Origin of the sequence: Mycobacterium sherrisii (genome assembly GCF_002102355.1) — a bacterium.
Taxonomy (GTDB): domain Bacteria; phylum Actinomycetota; class Actinomycetes; order Mycobacteriales; family Mycobacteriaceae; genus Mycobacterium; species Mycobacterium sherrisii.
Window position 1 is genome coordinate 26,061 of the sequence record NZ_LQPT01000040.1, and the last position, 15,090, is coordinate 41,150.

13 protein-coding genes and 1 pseudogene are annotated in these 15,090 nt (G+C 66.8%); 5 read left to right on the forward strand and 9 right to left on the reverse strand.

The window, feature by feature from the left end:
- Nucleotides 1-4: 4 nt before the first annotated feature.
- Nucleotides 5-3,232: an acetyl-CoA carboxylase family protein gene (locus tag AWC25_RS07220; protein ID WP_085166550.1), complete on the reverse strand. Its 3,228-nt coding sequence runs from the start codon at nucleotides 3,230-3,232 to the stop codon at nucleotides 5-7.
- Nucleotides 3,229-4,761, reverse strand: a complete 1,533-nt coding sequence (locus tag AWC25_RS07225; protein ID WP_211281027.1) for a class I adenylate-forming enzyme family protein — start codon at nucleotides 4,759-4,761, stop codon at nucleotides 3,229-3,231. Before AWC25_RS07225 ends, AWC25_RS07220 begins: the two co-directional genes overlap by 4 nt.
- Before the next feature lie 38 nt (nucleotides 4,762-4,799).
- Between AWC25_RS07225 and AWC25_RS07230 the strand changes: the two genes are divergently transcribed.
- Nucleotides 4,800-5,633 carry an acyl-CoA thioesterase domain-containing protein gene (locus tag AWC25_RS07230; protein WP_198166666.1) on the forward strand — a complete coding sequence of 278 codons (834 nt, stop codon included), beginning with the start codon at nucleotides 4,800-4,802 and terminating at the stop codon, nucleotides 5,631-5,633.
- A 43-nt stretch (nucleotides 5,634-5,676) separates the two neighbouring features.
- Here AWC25_RS07230 and AWC25_RS07235 read toward each other — a convergent pair whose 3' ends face one another.
- The 3 genes from AWC25_RS07235 to dapB are packed head-to-tail and all read right to left on the reverse strand — an operon-like array spanning nucleotide 5,677 to nucleotide 7,318.
- Entirely contained in the window at nucleotides 5,677-6,132 is a 456-nt protein-coding gene (locus tag AWC25_RS07235; protein ID WP_069400885.1) for a flavodoxin family protein, read from the reverse strand.
- Nucleotides 6,129-6,584: a tetratricopeptide repeat protein gene (locus AWC25_RS07240; RefSeq protein WP_069400884.1), complete on the reverse strand. Its 456-nt coding sequence runs from the start codon at nucleotides 6,582-6,584 to the stop codon at nucleotides 6,129-6,131. The genes AWC25_RS07235 and AWC25_RS07240 overlap by 4 nt, the downstream gene beginning before the upstream one ends.
- Nucleotides 6,581-7,318 (reverse strand): 4-hydroxy-tetrahydrodipicolinate reductase, encoded by a 738-nt coding sequence (dapB, locus tag AWC25_RS07245; RefSeq protein WP_069400883.1) that lies wholly within the window; start codon nucleotides 7,316-7,318, stop codon nucleotides 6,581-6,583. The genes AWC25_RS07240 and dapB overlap by 4 nt, the downstream gene beginning before the upstream one ends.
- Nucleotides 7,319-7,429: 111 nt before the next feature.
- Between dapB and AWC25_RS07250 the strand changes: the two are divergent.
- Nucleotides 7,430-8,789, forward strand: a pseudogene (locus tag AWC25_RS07250) (HNH endonuclease signature motif containing protein).
- 50 nt (nucleotides 8,790-8,839) lie between these two features.
- On the opposite strand, the gene AWC25_RS07255 reads toward AWC25_RS07250, so the two are convergent.
- Nucleotides 8,840-9,799, reverse strand: a complete 960-nt coding sequence (locus tag AWC25_RS07255; RefSeq protein ID WP_069400881.1) for an AraC family transcriptional regulator — start codon at nucleotides 9,797-9,799, stop codon at nucleotides 8,840-8,842.
- A gap of 198 nt (nucleotides 9,800-9,997) precedes the next feature.
- On the opposite strand from AWC25_RS07255, the gene AWC25_RS07260 reads away from it, so the two are divergent.
- Both AWC25_RS07260 and AWC25_RS07265 read left to right on the forward strand, forming a co-directional pair.
- On the forward strand, nucleotides 9,998-10,606 hold the full coding sequence (locus AWC25_RS07260; protein WP_069400880.1) for a TetR/AcrR family transcriptional regulator: 609 nt from the start codon (nucleotides 9,998-10,000) through the stop codon (nucleotides 10,604-10,606).
- A gap of 163 nt (nucleotides 10,607-10,769) precedes the next feature.
- Nucleotides 10,770-11,093, forward strand: coding sequence for a hypothetical protein (locus AWC25_RS07265; RefSeq protein ID WP_069400879.1), 324 nt, complete (start codon nucleotides 10,770-10,772; stop codon nucleotides 11,091-11,093).
- Nucleotides 11,094-11,096: 3 nt separating this feature from the next.
- Here AWC25_RS07265 and AWC25_RS07270 read toward each other — a convergent pair whose 3' ends face one another.
- Both AWC25_RS07270 and AWC25_RS07275 read right to left on the reverse strand, forming a co-directional pair.
- Nucleotides 11,097-12,179 carry an NAD(P)H-dependent amine dehydrogenase family protein gene (locus AWC25_RS07270; RefSeq protein WP_085166552.1) on the reverse strand — a complete coding sequence of 361 codons (1,083 nt, stop codon included), beginning with the start codon at nucleotides 12,177-12,179 and terminating at the stop codon, nucleotides 11,097-11,099.
- Complete coding sequence (locus tag AWC25_RS07275; protein ID WP_085166553.1) at nucleotides 12,176-13,183, reverse strand: aromatic ring-hydroxylating dioxygenase subunit alpha; 1,008 nt, start codon at nucleotides 13,181-13,183, stop codon at nucleotides 12,176-12,178. Before AWC25_RS07275 ends, AWC25_RS07270 begins: the two co-directional genes overlap by 4 nt.
- Nucleotides 13,184-13,412: 229 nt before the next feature.
- On the opposite strand from AWC25_RS07275, the gene AWC25_RS07280 reads away from it, so the two are divergent.
- Nucleotides 13,413-13,991 (forward strand): TetR/AcrR family transcriptional regulator, encoded by a 579-nt coding sequence (locus AWC25_RS07280; RefSeq protein WP_069400917.1) that lies wholly within the window; start codon nucleotides 13,413-13,415, stop codon nucleotides 13,989-13,991.
- Between the two features lie 7 nt (nucleotides 13,992-13,998).
- On the opposite strand, the gene AWC25_RS07285 is transcribed toward AWC25_RS07280, so the two are convergent.
- A complete protein-coding gene (locus AWC25_RS07285) occupies nucleotides 13,999-15,081 on the reverse strand; it encodes a PDR/VanB family oxidoreductase (protein WP_069400876.1) in 1,083 nt (360 codons plus the stop codon).
- Nucleotides 15,082-15,090: the final 9 nt, after the last annotated feature.

Here is a 15,090-nt window from a genome sequence, read left to right on the forward strand (position 1 = left end):
CGGCTTAGACCCCTCGGACTTCCGTCAGCCTGGCGATCCACGCCCGGGAGTCCGAGGGGTCTATTACATCGTCGAGTTCGAAGGTCGTTGCGGCACGTAGCGCCTTGCCGTGCTGATACGCCGCGGCGACCAAACGGCCGAACAGATCCTCTTGCTCGGCTGGGCTGCCCGCGGCGGCCAGTTCTTTGCTGAAGCCCAGCCGTACCGCCCCTTCCAATCCCATGCCGCCGATCTCACCGGTCGGCCAGGCGACGGTGAACTGCGGGGCGTGAAACGATCCGCCCGCCATGGCCATCGCGCCCAGGCCGTAACCCTTGCGCAGGATGATCATCCCCATTGGCACCGTCAGGCGCGCGCCCACCACGAACAGCCGGCCGAACCGACGCACTGCCGCGTGTTTCTCAGCGTCCGGCCCCACCATGAATCCCGGTGTGTCGCACAACGAAATCACCGGCAGCCGAAACGATTCGCACAGCGTCAGGAAGTCGGCGGCCTTGTCCGCCGCGTCGGCGTCGATCGCGCCGCCCAGATGGTGGCTGCTGTTGGCGAGCAGGCCGAATGCCACCCCCTCGACACGGACCAGTGCGGTGACGATGCCCACGGCGTAGTCGGACCGCAGCTCGAGGACAGAGCCGACGTCGACGATCGACTCGATGGCGCGCCGCACGTCGTAGGCCCGTAATCGGTTCTCCGGCACCACGTGTCGGGCCAGTCGTGGATCGGGTGCGGACCAGTCGGCGACGCGACCCTGGAAATACGACAGATACTGCTTGGCCAGCGACACCGCGTGGGCCTCGTCGCGTGCCACAAGGTCCACCACACCGTTGCGGCGCTGCACCTCGACCGGCCCGATCGCTTCCGGCGGGTAGACCCCCAGCCCGCCGCCCTCGATCATCGCCGGACCACCCATACCGATGTTGGCATCGGGCGTTGCGATGATCACGTCGCATACCCCCGCGAGGGCAGCGTTGCCGGCGAAACACCGCCCCGAAACGATCGACACCAACGGCACCCGGCCCCGCAGAGCCGCCAGTACGCGGAAGGTCGGCACGTCCAGTCCGGCCGCGCCGCCGACATCGGTGTCGCCGGGGCGGCCTCCGCCGCCCTCGGCGAAAAGCACTACGGGCAAACGCTTTCGGGCGGCCAGCTCGAAGACGCGGTCGGTCTTGGCGTGATTGCGCATGCCCTGGGTCCCGGCGAGCACGGTGTAGTCGTAGGACACCACCGCCGCCTCGGCGGCCGGTCCGAACCGTTCGGCGCCGATCGTGGCCAGGCCGGCGACCAGGCCGTCGGCCGGAGTGTTGGCGATGAGGTCCGCCTCGGAGCGGCGACTGCGCTGCGCGGCGACGGCCAAGGCGCCGTACTCGACGAAGCTGCCGGCGTCTACCAAATCGGCGATGTTCTCCCGAGCGGTGCGCCGGCCCTGCTGGTGCCGTTTGGCCACCGCCGCCTCTCTGCCCTCGTCGAGCGTCAGCAAATGGCGCTGCCGGACCTCGTCGAGATCCGGCCGGGGCCGATCCAGATCGACCGCCGCGCTGTCCGACTCGCCGGCCGGACCGGCGCCGGTGCGGACGAACACCAGCAGCGGATCGCCGGTGCCGACGACCTGACCCGGTGTCACCAGATTGCGGACGGTGCGCACCGCATCCGGCGCGACGAGCACGTGCTGCATCTTCATCGCTTCGAGTACGACCAACTGTTCGCCGGGGCCGGTTTCGCTGCCCTCGGCCGCGATCTCGATCACCGTGCCGGCCAGCTGCGCGCGCAGCGCTTCCTCCCCCGGATGCAGCTCGACGGCGGCCACCCTGGCGTCGAGCTCGGGGGTCAGCGCCGCGGCGGCCAGCTCGGGAAGCTTGCGGTCGAGGAAATCCGTTGCCACCGCGCCCGACTGAATATCGCTGTCAGACAACAACTCCCGTAGGAAACTCAGATTTGTGCGGACACCCTCGATGCCGAACTCCGCCAATGCGGTACGCGATTTGCGCAGCGCCGCCGGGAACGATGACCCGTGCACGTGGGTGATCACCTTGGCCAACAAGGAGTCGTATCGAGCGGTCACATCCAGGCCGGTCCGTCCGTAGGTGTCAACCCGCACCCCCGGGCCGCTCGGCGGGGAGAACAGGGTCAGAGTTCCCGACGCGGGCGAAACAGTGCCGTGCGCCGACACCGTTTCGGTGTTGACCCGGACCTGTACGGCAATACCTCGGCGCGCGGCGGGCTCGCCGATGACCTCGTCACCGTCGGACGCTATTCCCGACGGCAGGCCCAGCTGATAGTAGGACGCGCCCCCAGCGATCGCGAGCTGCGCGGCTACCAGGTCGACGCCGGTGGTCTCCTCGGTGATCGTGTGCTCCACCTGGATGCGCGGGTTGATCTCGAGGAAGACGAATTCATCGCCGCGGACCAAAAACTCGACCGTGGCCAGGCCGCGGAGGCCGACTCGGCCGCACAACCGGGCCGCGGCCACATGCAACTCCCGCCGCAACGCGTCCGAAAGCCCTTGCGCGGGTGCGATTTCGACGACCTTCTGATAGCGGCGCTGAATGCTGCAATCACGGTCGCCCAGGGCCAGCGCATGTGTGCGGGGCCCGGCCGGCGCCGCGACGAGCTGGACCTCGATGTGCCGCGCGCCCGCAAGCAGCGCCTCGGCGAACACCGCGGACGTGCCGAACCCCAACTGCGCCTCCGACGCGCACTGGCGGTAGGCGTCGTCGATCTGCTCGGCACTGTCCACCCTGCGCAAGCCCCGCCCGCCGCCACCGGCCAGCGCCTTGATCAGCACCGGTCCGGCCTGGGCGGCGAAGAACGCGTGCACGTCCTGGACCGAACTCGGCCCGTCGGTCGCGGGCAGCACCGGCACACCGGCGGCGCCGGCGGCGGCGCGCGCCGAGGCTTTGTTGCCGACCATGTCCAGGACGTCGGCATCGGGTCCCACGAACGTATGCCCGGCCGCGACGCACGCGCGGGCGAAATCGCCGCTCTCGGAGAGGAAGCCGTAGCCCGGATGGATCAGCTGTGCCCCCGCCTTGTCGGCCGCCGCGAGGATTGACGACTGATCCAGATAGGCCTGCGCCCCGACTCCCGGCAGCCCGATCACTTCGTCCGCCGCGTGTACATGCGGGCTTTCGGCGTCGTCCTCGGCATAAATCGCGACCGTCGGCAGTCCCACCTCGGCGGCGGTGCGGATGATTCGCAGGGCGATTTCGCCGCGGTTGGCGATCAGCACGGTCATCGAAGCGGCTCGCCCCATTGCACTTCACCACGCAGCTTGGCCTTCAGCAGCTTCCCACCGGCGTTGCGCGGCAACGCTTCCGATACGACCGAGACATACTGCGGGACCTTGAAGTCGGCGAGCTGCCCGCGGCAATGCTCGAGCACGGCGCTCACATCGACGGGCGTTTCGCCGCCGAACAGCACGGCTCCGACCTTCTCGCCCAGCACGTCATCGGGCACGGCCAGCACACAGGCGTCGGCGACCGTCGGCGCGGCCATCAGCACCGCTTCGACTTCGACGCTGGATACGTTCTCGCCGCCGCGATTGATGATGTCCTTGAGCCGGTCGACGATGCACACGCGGCCCGCGTCGTCGACCCGCACCACGTCGCCGGTATGCAGCCAGCCGTCCACGATGGTGTCCGCGGTGGCCTGCGGCCGGTTCCAATACCCGGTGGTCAGATTGGCGCCGCGGGCCACCAACTCGCCCACGCAGGGGTCGTCCCCGTTCGGGATCAGGCCGAGGTCGACCGAGGGCACCGCGTAGCCCACCGAGTCGGCGTGGTCGATGGCGTCCCGATCGGGTAGCACCGTCATCAGGGACGCGGACTCGGTCATGCCGTAGCCGTTGAACACCTCGGCCCGCGGAAAAGCGTCCTTCACCGCCCGCACCAGCGACGGCGCGATCGGCGCGCCGCCGTATCCCACCCAGCCCACGCCGGACACGTCGGTATCGCCAAACTCCTTGTGCCGCGAGAGCAAGGCATAAACGGCGGGAACGGTGACCATCAGCGAAACACGCTCGGCCGTCAGCGTGGCGACCAGCAGGTCCAGGTTGAGAGTCGGCATGATCACCGCCGTTCCCCCGAGCCGGACGGCGACCAAAAGCTGTGAGTTGCAACCGGTCACGTGAAACAGTGGCACCGAGATCAGGGTGCGCAGGTCCTCGCCGCGGTCGGTGGCGACTCCCACGCACCGAATCGTGTTCTCGGTGTTGGTGACGAACGCCTCGTGCGTCGTCGGTACGCCCTTGGGATGCCCCGTCGTCCCCGATGTGTAGAACAGTGCGGCCGTGTCCGCGCGTGCGTGCCGCTCGGTCACGAACGGTCGATCGTCGGGCAGCGATGTACCCGGGGCCAGATCTACCCGGGCACCCGCGTCGGAAAGCACGAACTCGACCTCCGGCCGCGCCGACCGGGTATTGACCGCCACCACAACGCCGCCGGCCATCACCGCGCCCCAAAACGCCAGCACCCACTCGATTCCGGCCGGGTAGCGCACCGCCACCCGGTCCCCGGGCCGCACCCCGGCCGCGCGCAGGCCTCCGGCGACTCGCGCGGCGCGGTCCCACAGCTGCCGGTAGGTCAATCGGCCGGCGCCGACCTCCACCACCGCCTCCCGATCGGGATGGCTCGCCACGTGTTCGGCAAGCATGTCCAGCAACGTGGCCGGCACCTCGTCGTAGCGGGGAATGCCGTCGCGATCTCGGGACACGCCCGCCGTCGAGAACGGGTTCTGGCGGCGCGGAATCTCAATCACTGGCGGCATGCCCGCTCCTTACTATCCGGTGTCCTATCGTGAGAGCGGTGACGATCGCGGATTCCGCCATCATGCCCGAGGCATTCTTCACTGTCGATGGGGGCTCCTTCCTGCCCGGGCCGATGACCCGTGGCCCTTGGGGCGCGGCGATGGGCGGGCAGATCGTCGGCGGTTTGTTGGGTTGGGGCATAGAACAATCGGGTTTCGATCCCGATTTTCAGCCCGCCCGTCTGACGGTCGACCTGCTGCGGCCGGTGCTGCTGCTGCCGGTGCAGATTCGGGTTTCGGTGGTGCGCGAAGGGCGGCGGATCAGGCTGGTCGACGCGAGCCTGATCCAGCGCGACACCGTCGTCGCCCGCGCCAGCGCATTGTTGCTGCGCCGCGGTGAACATCCCGATGGCCAGGTCTGGTCCGCTCCGATCGAGATGCCACCCCTGCCGACCCGCTCTGGCCGCTTCCCGGCGGACATGCCGTTTCACATTTGGGGGTATGGCGCCTCGCGCGAAGGTAGTCCCGGCATCTCCGCCGGGGAGTGGGAACAGTCCCATGCCCGGAAGTTCGCCTGGGCCCGGCTGTTTCGCCCGATGGTGCAGGGCCACCCGCTGACAGCGTTCACCCGCCTCGCATTCGCCGGCGACATCACCAGTTCGGTCACGCATTGGGGGACAGGCGGATTGCGCTACATCAACGCCGACTACACCGTCACCGCCAGCCGATTGCCCGACGGCGAATTTGTCGGGTTGGCCGCGCAAAGCCATTACGGCACGGCCGGTGTGGCCACCGGCACCGCAACCCTGTTCGACCGCCACGGCCCGATCGGGACCAGCTTCGCGACGGCCGTCGCCCAGCCCGCCGACGCATTCCAGCCGACCCACGCCTAGCCGCCGGCAACCGGCGCGTCCGGCGCTGGACGGCCAACGGGTCTCACTCCATCAGTGCAGCGGCGACGGTGGCACCGAGGTTCCAGCACGCCTCGACGTCGTCCTTGCTCGGCTTGCCCGACACCACCACCGTCTGCGCGGCTTGCACCCACCCCAGCCCGGTCGTGATGGCATCGAGTCCCCGTTCGGCGCCCTCGGTACCTTCGTTGCCGTGCAGGTAGACGCCGAACGGGCGGCCGCGTGTCGTATCAAGCAATTGGTAATACGCGCAGTCGAATGCGTGCTTGAGTGCGCCGGAGATGTAGCCGAGGTTGGCCGGCGTGCCGAGCAGGTAACCGTCCGCCTGCAACATCTCCACGGGTGAGACCACCAACGCCGGCCGCCGAATGACTTGCACGCCTTCGATTTCGGGGTCGATGGCACCAGCCAGCACCGCCTCGAACATCTCCTGCGTGTGCGGTGACGGTGTGTGGTGGATGATCAACAGCGTCTTGGTCATGGGCGCCCCTGCAACCGCAGGGCGGTCTTCATGGCTTCCCGGGCACGGCGACGATCCCCCGCGTAGTCGTAGGCCCGGGCGAGTCGGTACCACCGCCGCCAGTCGTCGGGGTCGGCTTCGACCTCGCCGCGCACGGTCGCGAACAGCGCGTCGGCGGCCGCGCGGGGAATGCGACCCGACGGCCGCCGCGGCAGCGCGCGGGTGTCGAGTTCCATCCCGTCCTCGGCGATCAGGCGGGCCAGTCTCTGCTGGGCGAAGCCGGCCCGAAGGGTGGCGACCATTGCCCACAGGCCGATCACCGGCATGATCAGAATCGCCAGCCCTAGACCCACCGCGGGTGCCCGCCCCGCCCCGATCAGCACGACGGCCAGCCGGCCGAGCAGCACGAAATACACCAGCATTGCCGCGCACAGGAACGCGATGAGCAATTGCGTGCGCAGCGTCTTGTTCATTGCAGGTTCAGCAGGGGCTCCAGCCCCACGGTCAGCCCGGGGCGTTCCCGGACGCGGCGGACGGCCAGCAGCACACCGGGCACGAACGACGTGCGGTCCAGGCTGTCGTGACGGATGGTCAAGGTCTCACCCTCGGTGCCGAACAACACCTCCTGGTGGGCGACCAGTCCGGCCAGCCGCACCGAATGCACCGGTATGCCCTCGACGTCGGCGCCGCGTGCCCCGGGCAGGCCGGTGCTGGTGGCATCGGGGTTGGGCGGCAGGCCCTTTCGCGATTCGGCGATCAGCTTGGCGGTGCGGGTCGCGGTTCCCGACGGGGCGTCGGCCTTGTGCGGATGGTGCAGCTCGACGACCTCCGCGGACTCAAAGAAGGGCGCGGCCTGCTTGGCGAAATGCATGGACAACACCGCCCCGATCGCGAAGTTGGGCGCGATCAGCACCGACGTGGCGGGGCTGCCCGTCAGCCACTGTTCGACCTGCTGCAGCCGCTCGGCGGTGAAGCCGGTGGTGCCGACCACCGCATGAATACCATTGGTAATCAAGAACTCTAGGTTGGCCATCACCACGTCGGGGTGGGTGAAGTCGATGACGACCTCGGTGCCGGTCTCGGTGAGCAGACTCATCGGATCGCCGGCGTCGACCTCGGCCGACAGGGTCAGGTCGTCGGCGGCGCGCACCCCCGCCACCATCGCCGACCCGACCTTGCCCTTGGCTCCCAGCACTCCTACCCGCATGGCCTTCACCCTAGACGGGTCACCAGACGGGCTTTATGCACAGTTCGGCATTGCTCCACAGGTGACGCTTCGTGCCGCGACCCGAGGCCCGAATTTCCATAGCATTCGAACATGCATTCGATTCAGCTGCCGACGGAGGTGACCGATGCCCTGGACGGACTGGACGCGGCCGATGCCACCGTCCGGGGCTTGAGCTTCGACGGGCTGAGCCCCGCCGCCCGGCTGCACGTGTTGGCTCGTATGGAGGCCTCGCGCCGCAGGCAGATTGCGGTGAGTCACGACGTGATCGCAAGCCTCGCTCGAGAGGAGCCCGCCGCAGTCGGCGGACCGGTCCAGAAGGTGATTGCCGACCGGTTGCGGATCAGCTATGCGGACGCCCGCCGACGCACCAGAGAAGCCGAACAGCTGTCGAAGCGGCTGACTCTCACCGGCCAGGAGTTGCCGCCGGAGCTGCCTGCGACCGCCGATGTCTGGCGTAAAGGTCTCCTCGATGCCCAGCACCTGCGCGTGATCCAGGCATTCGCCCGCGACCTTCCCGACGCGACACCGCCTGCCACGGTTGCCGACGCCGAGCGCTTCCTCGCCGAGCAGGCCACCAAGCTGCGGCCCGACCAACTGGAACGGGCCGCGCACCGAATCGCTCTGCACATCAATTCCCGACGGCAAGTTCTCCGACACCGACCGCGCGCGCCAGCGCGGGTTCTCCTGGTGCGGTCAGCGCCGTGACGGAATGAGCATCGGAAAGCTTGTCGCGTCTGCGGAACTGCGCGCCAATATCGACGCGTGGCTAGGGCGATTCGCCGCTCCGGGCATGTGCAATCCGGACGATGAATCTCCCTGTATTACAGGCGAACCCAATGAGGAATCTGTCGGGAACGACACGCGAACACCGGCCCAGCGTCAACACGACGCTCTCAATGCCCTGGTTCGGGGCCAGCTGGGCGACCCCAAGCTCGGCCAGCACAATGGGCTGCCGGTGACCGTCATCGTCTCGACCACGCTGCGCGAGCTGACGACGGGTGCGGGACGGGCGGTGACGGGCGGGGGCACGCTGTTGCCGATTCCGGTTCTGATCCGGATGGCCCGCCATGCCTACCACTACCTGGCTGTGTTCGACGAACATCAAAACCGGCCACTGTATCTCGGGCGGTCGCGTCGCGTCGCCTCACCGGACCAGCGTGTCGTCCTCTACGCCAAGGATCGCGGCTGCACGCATCCCGGCTGCGACGTACCGGGCTATTGGTGTCAGGTCCACCATGTTGACGACTGGGCGGCGGGCGGCGGCACCGACGCCGACGCGCTGACATTTGCCTGCCGACCGCACCACAAGCTCGTCGGCCTGGGTTGGCAGACCCGAAAACTCGCGAACGGGCGAACCGAATGGATCCCGCCGCCCGAACTCGACATCGGTGCACGGACCAACGATTACCACCACCCGGAACGGCTTGTGGAGGACGACGAACCATGCTAGCTCTTCATCGGCACGCCAAGCGATCATCCGGCGCAGGCGCCGCAGCGTGGTCAGGCGGTCGGTTTGGCGGTCTTGTCGGCTTCCAACGTCAAAACACGCGGATACCGAGAACGCCGCAAGGTTTGTGCCGGGTTCTCGCCGTAACGAGCGGCATGCACGGCAGCAAAACGCCCCGCATTGGTGAAACCCCAACGCAGCGCGATCGATTCGACCGTCTTCGACGACGGGTCGGATTCCAGCAAATCCTGATGCGCGCGCCGCAACCGGACCTGGCGCAGATAGTTCATCGGGGACATACCGACGTGGCGCTGGAAGCCCTGCTGCAACGCTCGTGCGCTGACCTGGGTGCGCGCAGCCAACGAGGAGACCCGCAGGGGCAGATGCGGTTCCGCCTCGATGATTTCGACCGCAGTCCGGATCGTATGGGGCGCCACGTGTTTCACCTCGGCGCCCAGCAGTTCCCGGTAGGGATGATCGGCGGCCACCAGCAAGGCGTGCACGAAGCTCTCGACAAACGGGCCGGCGACGAGCGGTCGGCAAAGCGCGTTGTCAACCTTGAAGATTTCGTGATTGAGCATCAACAGCATCTGGACCAAGCTGCGCGCCGAGCCTTGGGTGGTCGCCAATGAAGGCTGGAACGCGATCTGTGACGTCATCTGCCGACCGAGCGCGTCACTGAGTGCATCCTCGATGACACTGCGGTCGATGCGAAGCGTAATGGTCCGCCCGCCACCGGCCCACCGCGAGACGAAGAGCTCGCCTTCCGGCAGACACAACGAGGCATGCCCGGGCGCGACATCGAGCGTTGTTCTCCTGTGTATCAGTTCTATTCGACCGGCGACCGGGAGGCTGACCATGTAGTAAGGACGTTCGTCGAGACACCGGACCCAGGTGTCGGTGCCAAACGCCAAGTCGAGGACGGTCAGCGGTCCGAGCTGCCCGGCACGCTGGGTCAGCGAGAACCGGCTGTCCTCGTCGACCACTCCCAATGCGTCCTGAAACGGGAACACGCTACGCGTCTGATCAACCGCATAAAGTGTGACTCGGTCATGGGATGGCATGTAATCACTTCCCTCCCTTCGTCTTTGTCGTCGTCGCTTGGACAGTCGCCGGTTCGGGCCGGTGGCGCCGTCCCGGCGAAGATGGCTGCGCATCCCAACCCTGGCGTAGGGTGGGGAAGCATGACTCCGGAGTCTGAGTCGAAAAAAATGGACTCGCAAGTCCAGAAATTCACTAGAAAGGGCGCGGCCACCCGCCGCCGGATCATCGAAGGCGCGGCCGAGGAGATCCGCACCAACGGTGTCGTCCTCACGACACTGGACAACATTCTTGCCCGTACCCAAACATCGAAGAGCCAGCTGTTTCACTACTTCCCGGGAGGACGGGAAGACTTGCTGCTGGCGGTCGTTCAGTACGAGGCAGACTTGGTGATGGCCGAGCAACAGCCCTATCTCGGCGAGCTGACCTCATGGGCCGGGTGGCAGCGGTGGCGCGACGCGGTCGTCGAGCGCTACCGTTACCGGGCTCGATGTCGTCCGAACGCGGTCCTCATGTCCGATCTGGGCCGGACCTCACCGGACGCGCAGGCGATCATCGCCGCAGCGGTCCGGCAATGGCGCGGCGAGGTGGCCAAGGGCATTCGAAACATGCAGGACCAGGGCAAGATCGATCGTCGCGTCGACGCCGAACGCAGCGCGGCCGCCCTGCTGGCCGGCATTCAAGGTGGCGCCGGCATGCTGTTGACCATCGGCGACGCGACCTTCCTCGAAGCGGCCATCGACGGTGCCATCAACGCACTGCGAACGGCCGGTACATAACCGTCTCGGGGCCGTCTCGGGCCGGAATCGTTCGCAATAAGTACAGTCGGCTGCCGAGTCTGTCTCGACAGCTAAGCCGCCACCCCGGCTGCCTGTAGCTTCAGCGTTGATGAATGGCCATCCGCAGCAGTCAGCGACGTCGGGGAAATGACGTGGATCCCCCATGAGCGACGAGGGTGTGCCGCCCGAACCGACGGATCTGCGAATTTGGGCGTCGCTGCTCGAGGCTGCCACGACGGTGTCGCTGGGGAAGCACGCCGTCACGCCGGCGCGCGTTCGGCGTTGGCACGATCAAATCGCCACGGCTATTCACCGCTTGCAACGTGACGGCAAGACCGACCGCGCGATCGACGCGGTCCAAACCGCGGCGGCGTTGTTGGCCGGTGTTCAGGGCGGAGCCGAAATATTGCTGGCCACCGGCGATCCGAGTTTTTTGGAAGCCGCGATCGACGACGCCGTCAACATGCTTCGGCTCACTCGGGAGTAGTCGCTATTTCTTGAACCGGCCCGCAAACGCGCGCAGCGGAAGGTCGCCGCTGGTGATCAGGCCCGGCGGCGCCGCCACGACCGACCTGATCGCCGCCAGGGCGGGCATACCCGTGACGGTCATGCCGATCGAGGCGAAGTTCTCGGGTCGGGACAGGTCCACACCGGGCTTGGGAAAGATCATGTGCTTGTTGTAGATGCACGGGTCACCCTTGATTTGAGTGATGTAGCAACCCTTGATGTCCCAATGCGGATCGGTGTGCGGCGTCATCTGCCATTCCAGATGCGTCTCGACCCGCGGCACCCCGTCTACCATGCCCTGGTACTTGATGTAGTTGCCACCCAGCGAACCCTTCGGCAGGGTGTACCAGCCCAGGTCGACATCCTTTGTGCAGGCGCCCAACTCGTAGCTGAACTTGACCTCGTCGAGTTCCAGATCGAAGCAGTCGGCCATCATCAGCACACTGTCGGCGAACACCCGCGTGTACTTCTCCAGCTTCCCTCCGATCTCCGGATGATCCACCGGCAGGCCGTAACCCACCTCGATCCAGGTGTCCTTGGAGTGGTGACACGACACGTCGACGGATTCGATGGTGGTGACGTTCTCGATCTCGGCGACGTCGGCCGAGCACACGACGCCGAGAATCTGGTTGAGGCCCGGGTTCATCCCGGTTCCGTAAAAGGTGGCCCCGCCTTTTTCGCACGCTTCGGCCAACAGCTGAGTCACCAGTTTGCCGGACGGGTGCGGATGATTGGTGTCGCGGTGCCATCCGGTTATCCAGTCGGCGGTGGTGACGATGTCGATTCCCGCCTCGAGCACTTTGACGTAGAGGTCCTCGTCGGGAAAGACGCCGTGAAAGGTCAGCACGTCGGGCTTGGCGGCGATGATCTCCTCGATGGTTCCGGTGAATTTCACCCCGCTGGCCGGTAGGCCGGCGAACTCGCCGGTGTCCTTGCCCACTTTTTCCGGCGAATAGCAGTGCACGCCAATCAATTCGAGGTCGGGCTGGGTGGCGATCCGCCTGATCATCTCCGAGCCCACGTTGCCGCTGCCAACCTGGAAGACGCGTATCGGTGCTGTACTCATTGCCTCAAGCCCTCCTGCGTTGCGAATGCCTCGGGATAAAACTGCTTGGCCCACTTGCGAATTGCGGTGAAACCCGCATACTCATCGGTTGCCAGGGCGGGTGGATCGGAGTAGCGCTGATGCTGCCAGATTTCGATGTCCTGCTCGAACTGCCTGATCACCTCGCGGCCGAACTCGGCCGCCTTGCGCTGGGCGCGGTCCGGGTCTTTGCCCGGCATCCGACCGATGTAGACCATGAATCGGACGTCGGAGGTGAACTCGTCGACCGGCGTGACCGCCGAAATGGTGCGGTTGTCGATCATGCCCCAGCTCTTGGTCACGGCGATGCCCAGCCCACCGTTGATCGCCTCCACGCCGCTGTTGACGTCCTCGATCTTCTGACCGTCGTCGCCCTCGAAGGTGATGGTGAAGTCGACGAAGGACACCGGCCCGCCGAAGTCGTGGCGGGTGAAGACCGGAACGATGGGCGTGTTGTGCACGAACTTGAAGTGCGCGAAGTCGACGCCGTTCTCCAGCACGTACTGCGGGTGCAATTCCAGCCCCGCCCGGTACAACCGCTGCTGCGGGTGGTAGCCGTCTGCGCTGCTGTCGTCGCGAAAGGCGGCGAACACGTCCGGTGGATCGAAGAACGGTTCGCGCCGATCGACGTCGTGCCAAATGTAGACCGAGTCGTTGCGCTCCGCCACGGGATAGGTGCGTATTCGCCGGCCGCGGTTGGGGCGGTCCTGGTACGGGATGCAGACATTGCGGCCCTCACTGCTCCACTGCCAGCCGTGGAATGGGCACTGCAACACCTCACCGACGACCTTGCCGCCGTATCCCAGGTGCGCCCCCAGGTGCTCGCAGTAGGCGTTCATCACGGTGAGTTGGCCCGACTCCGCCCGCCACCCGACCATTTCCTGGTCGAAATACTTCATCTTGACGACGTCGCCGACGCCGATCTCGTCGGACCAGGCGACCTGGAACCATCCGGTCGGCTTCATCGACAACGGCGGCTTAACCACGGAACTCAGCCATAAAGCTCAGCCATCTAAGCCGTCCTCCTCGCGAACGAATCATAGCGACCCCGCCGAATAATAAGAGTACCTTCTATGAAAAGATAATTGGTCCCCGCGCCGCACGCAAGAAATCGACTACGATCGGCCGATGGCGCAGCGGGCTACCCAGCACATTTCGAAGGCGGGCATCGTCGGTCGCCGTCCCAACCGGCGCGGCAGCGCGACGCGGGAGAACATGCTCGAGGCCGCGTTGCGCTCGCTGGCTTCGGGTGAACCGGGATCGGTGTCGGCCAACCGCATTGCCAAGGAGATCGGCGCGACATGGGGCGCCGTGCAGTACCAGTTCGGCGACACCGACGGTTTCTGGGCGGCGGTGCTGCATCGCACCGCCGAGCGGCGCCGGGCCACGTTCTCGGCACTGTCGACTCCGGTGTCATCGGATACGCCGCTGCGTGAGCGGGTCAGCGTGATCATCGAGACCCTCTACCGCGGCCTGGCGTCGGCGGATTCTCGCGCGATCGAGAATCTGCGTGCGGCGTTGCCGCGCAACCCCGACGAACTCGAGCGGTTGTACCCGCGGACCGCCGCCGAATTGTTCTCTTGGGGCAAAAGCTGGCTGGAAACCTGCCAGCACGCCTTCGCCGGTCTCGATGTGGACCCGGACCGGGTGGCCGAGGTGGCGGCGCTGATCCCGGGTGCGATGCGCGGTCTGGTCTCGGAGCGCCAGCTGGGTTCTTACGTCGATCTGGACGTGGCGCGCCGCGGACTGATCAACGCCCTGGTCACCTATCTCGAACAGTCACCCCGGCCGTAGGCCGACCTCAGACGTCAATGACGAGCCGGCCGCATTCGGCGCGCGACACGCACACCAGCATTTCGTCGCCACCGACCGCCCTCCGGCCGCGGTGATCGACCTGTCCGGCAAGCACTTTGACCGTGCACGTCCCGCAGAACCCTTGCTGGCAGGAGTACGGGGTGCTCGGATCGTGGTCGCGCATCACGTCTAATGCCGAGCGGTTGGCGGGCACCTGGAGCACGCGTTGCGACCGCGCCAGCTCGAGTTCGAACGGCGTCCCGTCGACGACGGGCGGCGGGCTGAACCGCTCGTAATGCAGCGGGGCGTCGGCGTGTTCGCTACGCGCCTTGCGTACCGCCTCGAGCATGCCCGACGGCCCACACACGTAGACGGCCGTCGTCGGTCCGGCACCGCTCAACAGATCGTCGACCGCGGCGCACCGGCCGTGTTCGTCGTCGGCCCAGACTCGCACCCGCTCCGGGGCCACCGACACCACCTCGTCCAGCAGCGGCATGTACTCGCGGCTGCGCCCGGCATAGACGGCGCGCCAGCTGATTCCGCGCTTTTGGGCCACCCGCATCATGGGCAGGATCGGCGTCACGCCGATGCCGCCGATCACGAACATCACGTCGCGCTCGGCCGTGCCGAGATAGAACGCATTGCGCGGACCTTCGAACGTCAGTCGATCGCCCACCCGGAATGCATCGTGCATTTCGATCGAACCGCCCCCGCCGTCGGCGATGCGGCGGATCGCGATCCGGTAGTCGGTGCGCCGCCCGGGTGGGCCGCACAACGAATACTGCCGGCGCCGCCCCGAGGGCAGCACCACGTCGATATGCCCGCCGGGCGTCCACGACGGCAACAGCCCGCCGTCCGGGTCGGCCAGCGTCAGGGCGACCACGTCGGGCGCCACGAGCTCGCGTCCGGTGACGAGGACGGACAGGGTCCGTCGCACGGCAGTGATGCGGGATGGCTCCCACCGCGACACGGAGTTGAAGCCGTCGAACACCTTCCGGATGCCCCACAGCAGCGAGCCCAGCCGGTCACGGTCTCGCCGCCCATAGAGGTCGGCGGGCCTGCTATCCCAAAGGCTTTCTCGCACAGTCAATCCCCTGAA

Coding starts and splice junctions, on each gene's coding strand:
- AWC25_RS07225 (WP_211281027.1), bottom strand. CDS start 4,761: ATGCCGCCAGTGATTGAGATTCCGCGCCGCCAGAACCCGTTCTCGACG.
- AWC25_RS07235 (WP_069400885.1), bottom strand. CDS start 6,132: ATGACCAAGACGCTGTTGATCATCCACCACACACCGTCACCGCACACG.
- AWC25_RS07240 (WP_069400884.1), bottom strand. CDS start 6,584: ATGAACAAGACGCTGCGCACGCAATTGCTCATCGCGTTCCTGTGCGCG.
- AWC25_RS07280 (WP_069400917.1), top strand. CDS start 13,413: ATGCTCGAGGCCGCGTTGCGCTCGCTGGCTTCGGGTGAACCGGGATCG.
- AWC25_RS07270 (WP_085166552.1), bottom strand. CDS start 12,179: ATGAGTACAGCACCGATACGCGTCTTCCAGGTTGGCAGCGGCAACGTG.
- AWC25_RS07260 (WP_069400880.1), top strand. CDS start 9,998: ATGGACTCGCAAGTCCAGAAATTCACTAGAAAGGGCGCGGCCACCCGC.
- AWC25_RS07265 (WP_069400879.1), top strand. CDS start 10,770: ATGAGCGACGAGGGTGTGCCGCCCGAACCGACGGATCTGCGAATTTGG.
- dapB (WP_069400883.1), bottom strand. CDS start 7,318: ATGCGGGTAGGAGTGCTGGGAGCCAAGGGCAAGGTCGGGTCGGCGATG.
- AWC25_RS07220 (WP_085166550.1), bottom strand. CDS start 3,232: ATGACCGTGCTGATCGCCAACCGCGGCGAAATCGCCCTGCGAATCATC.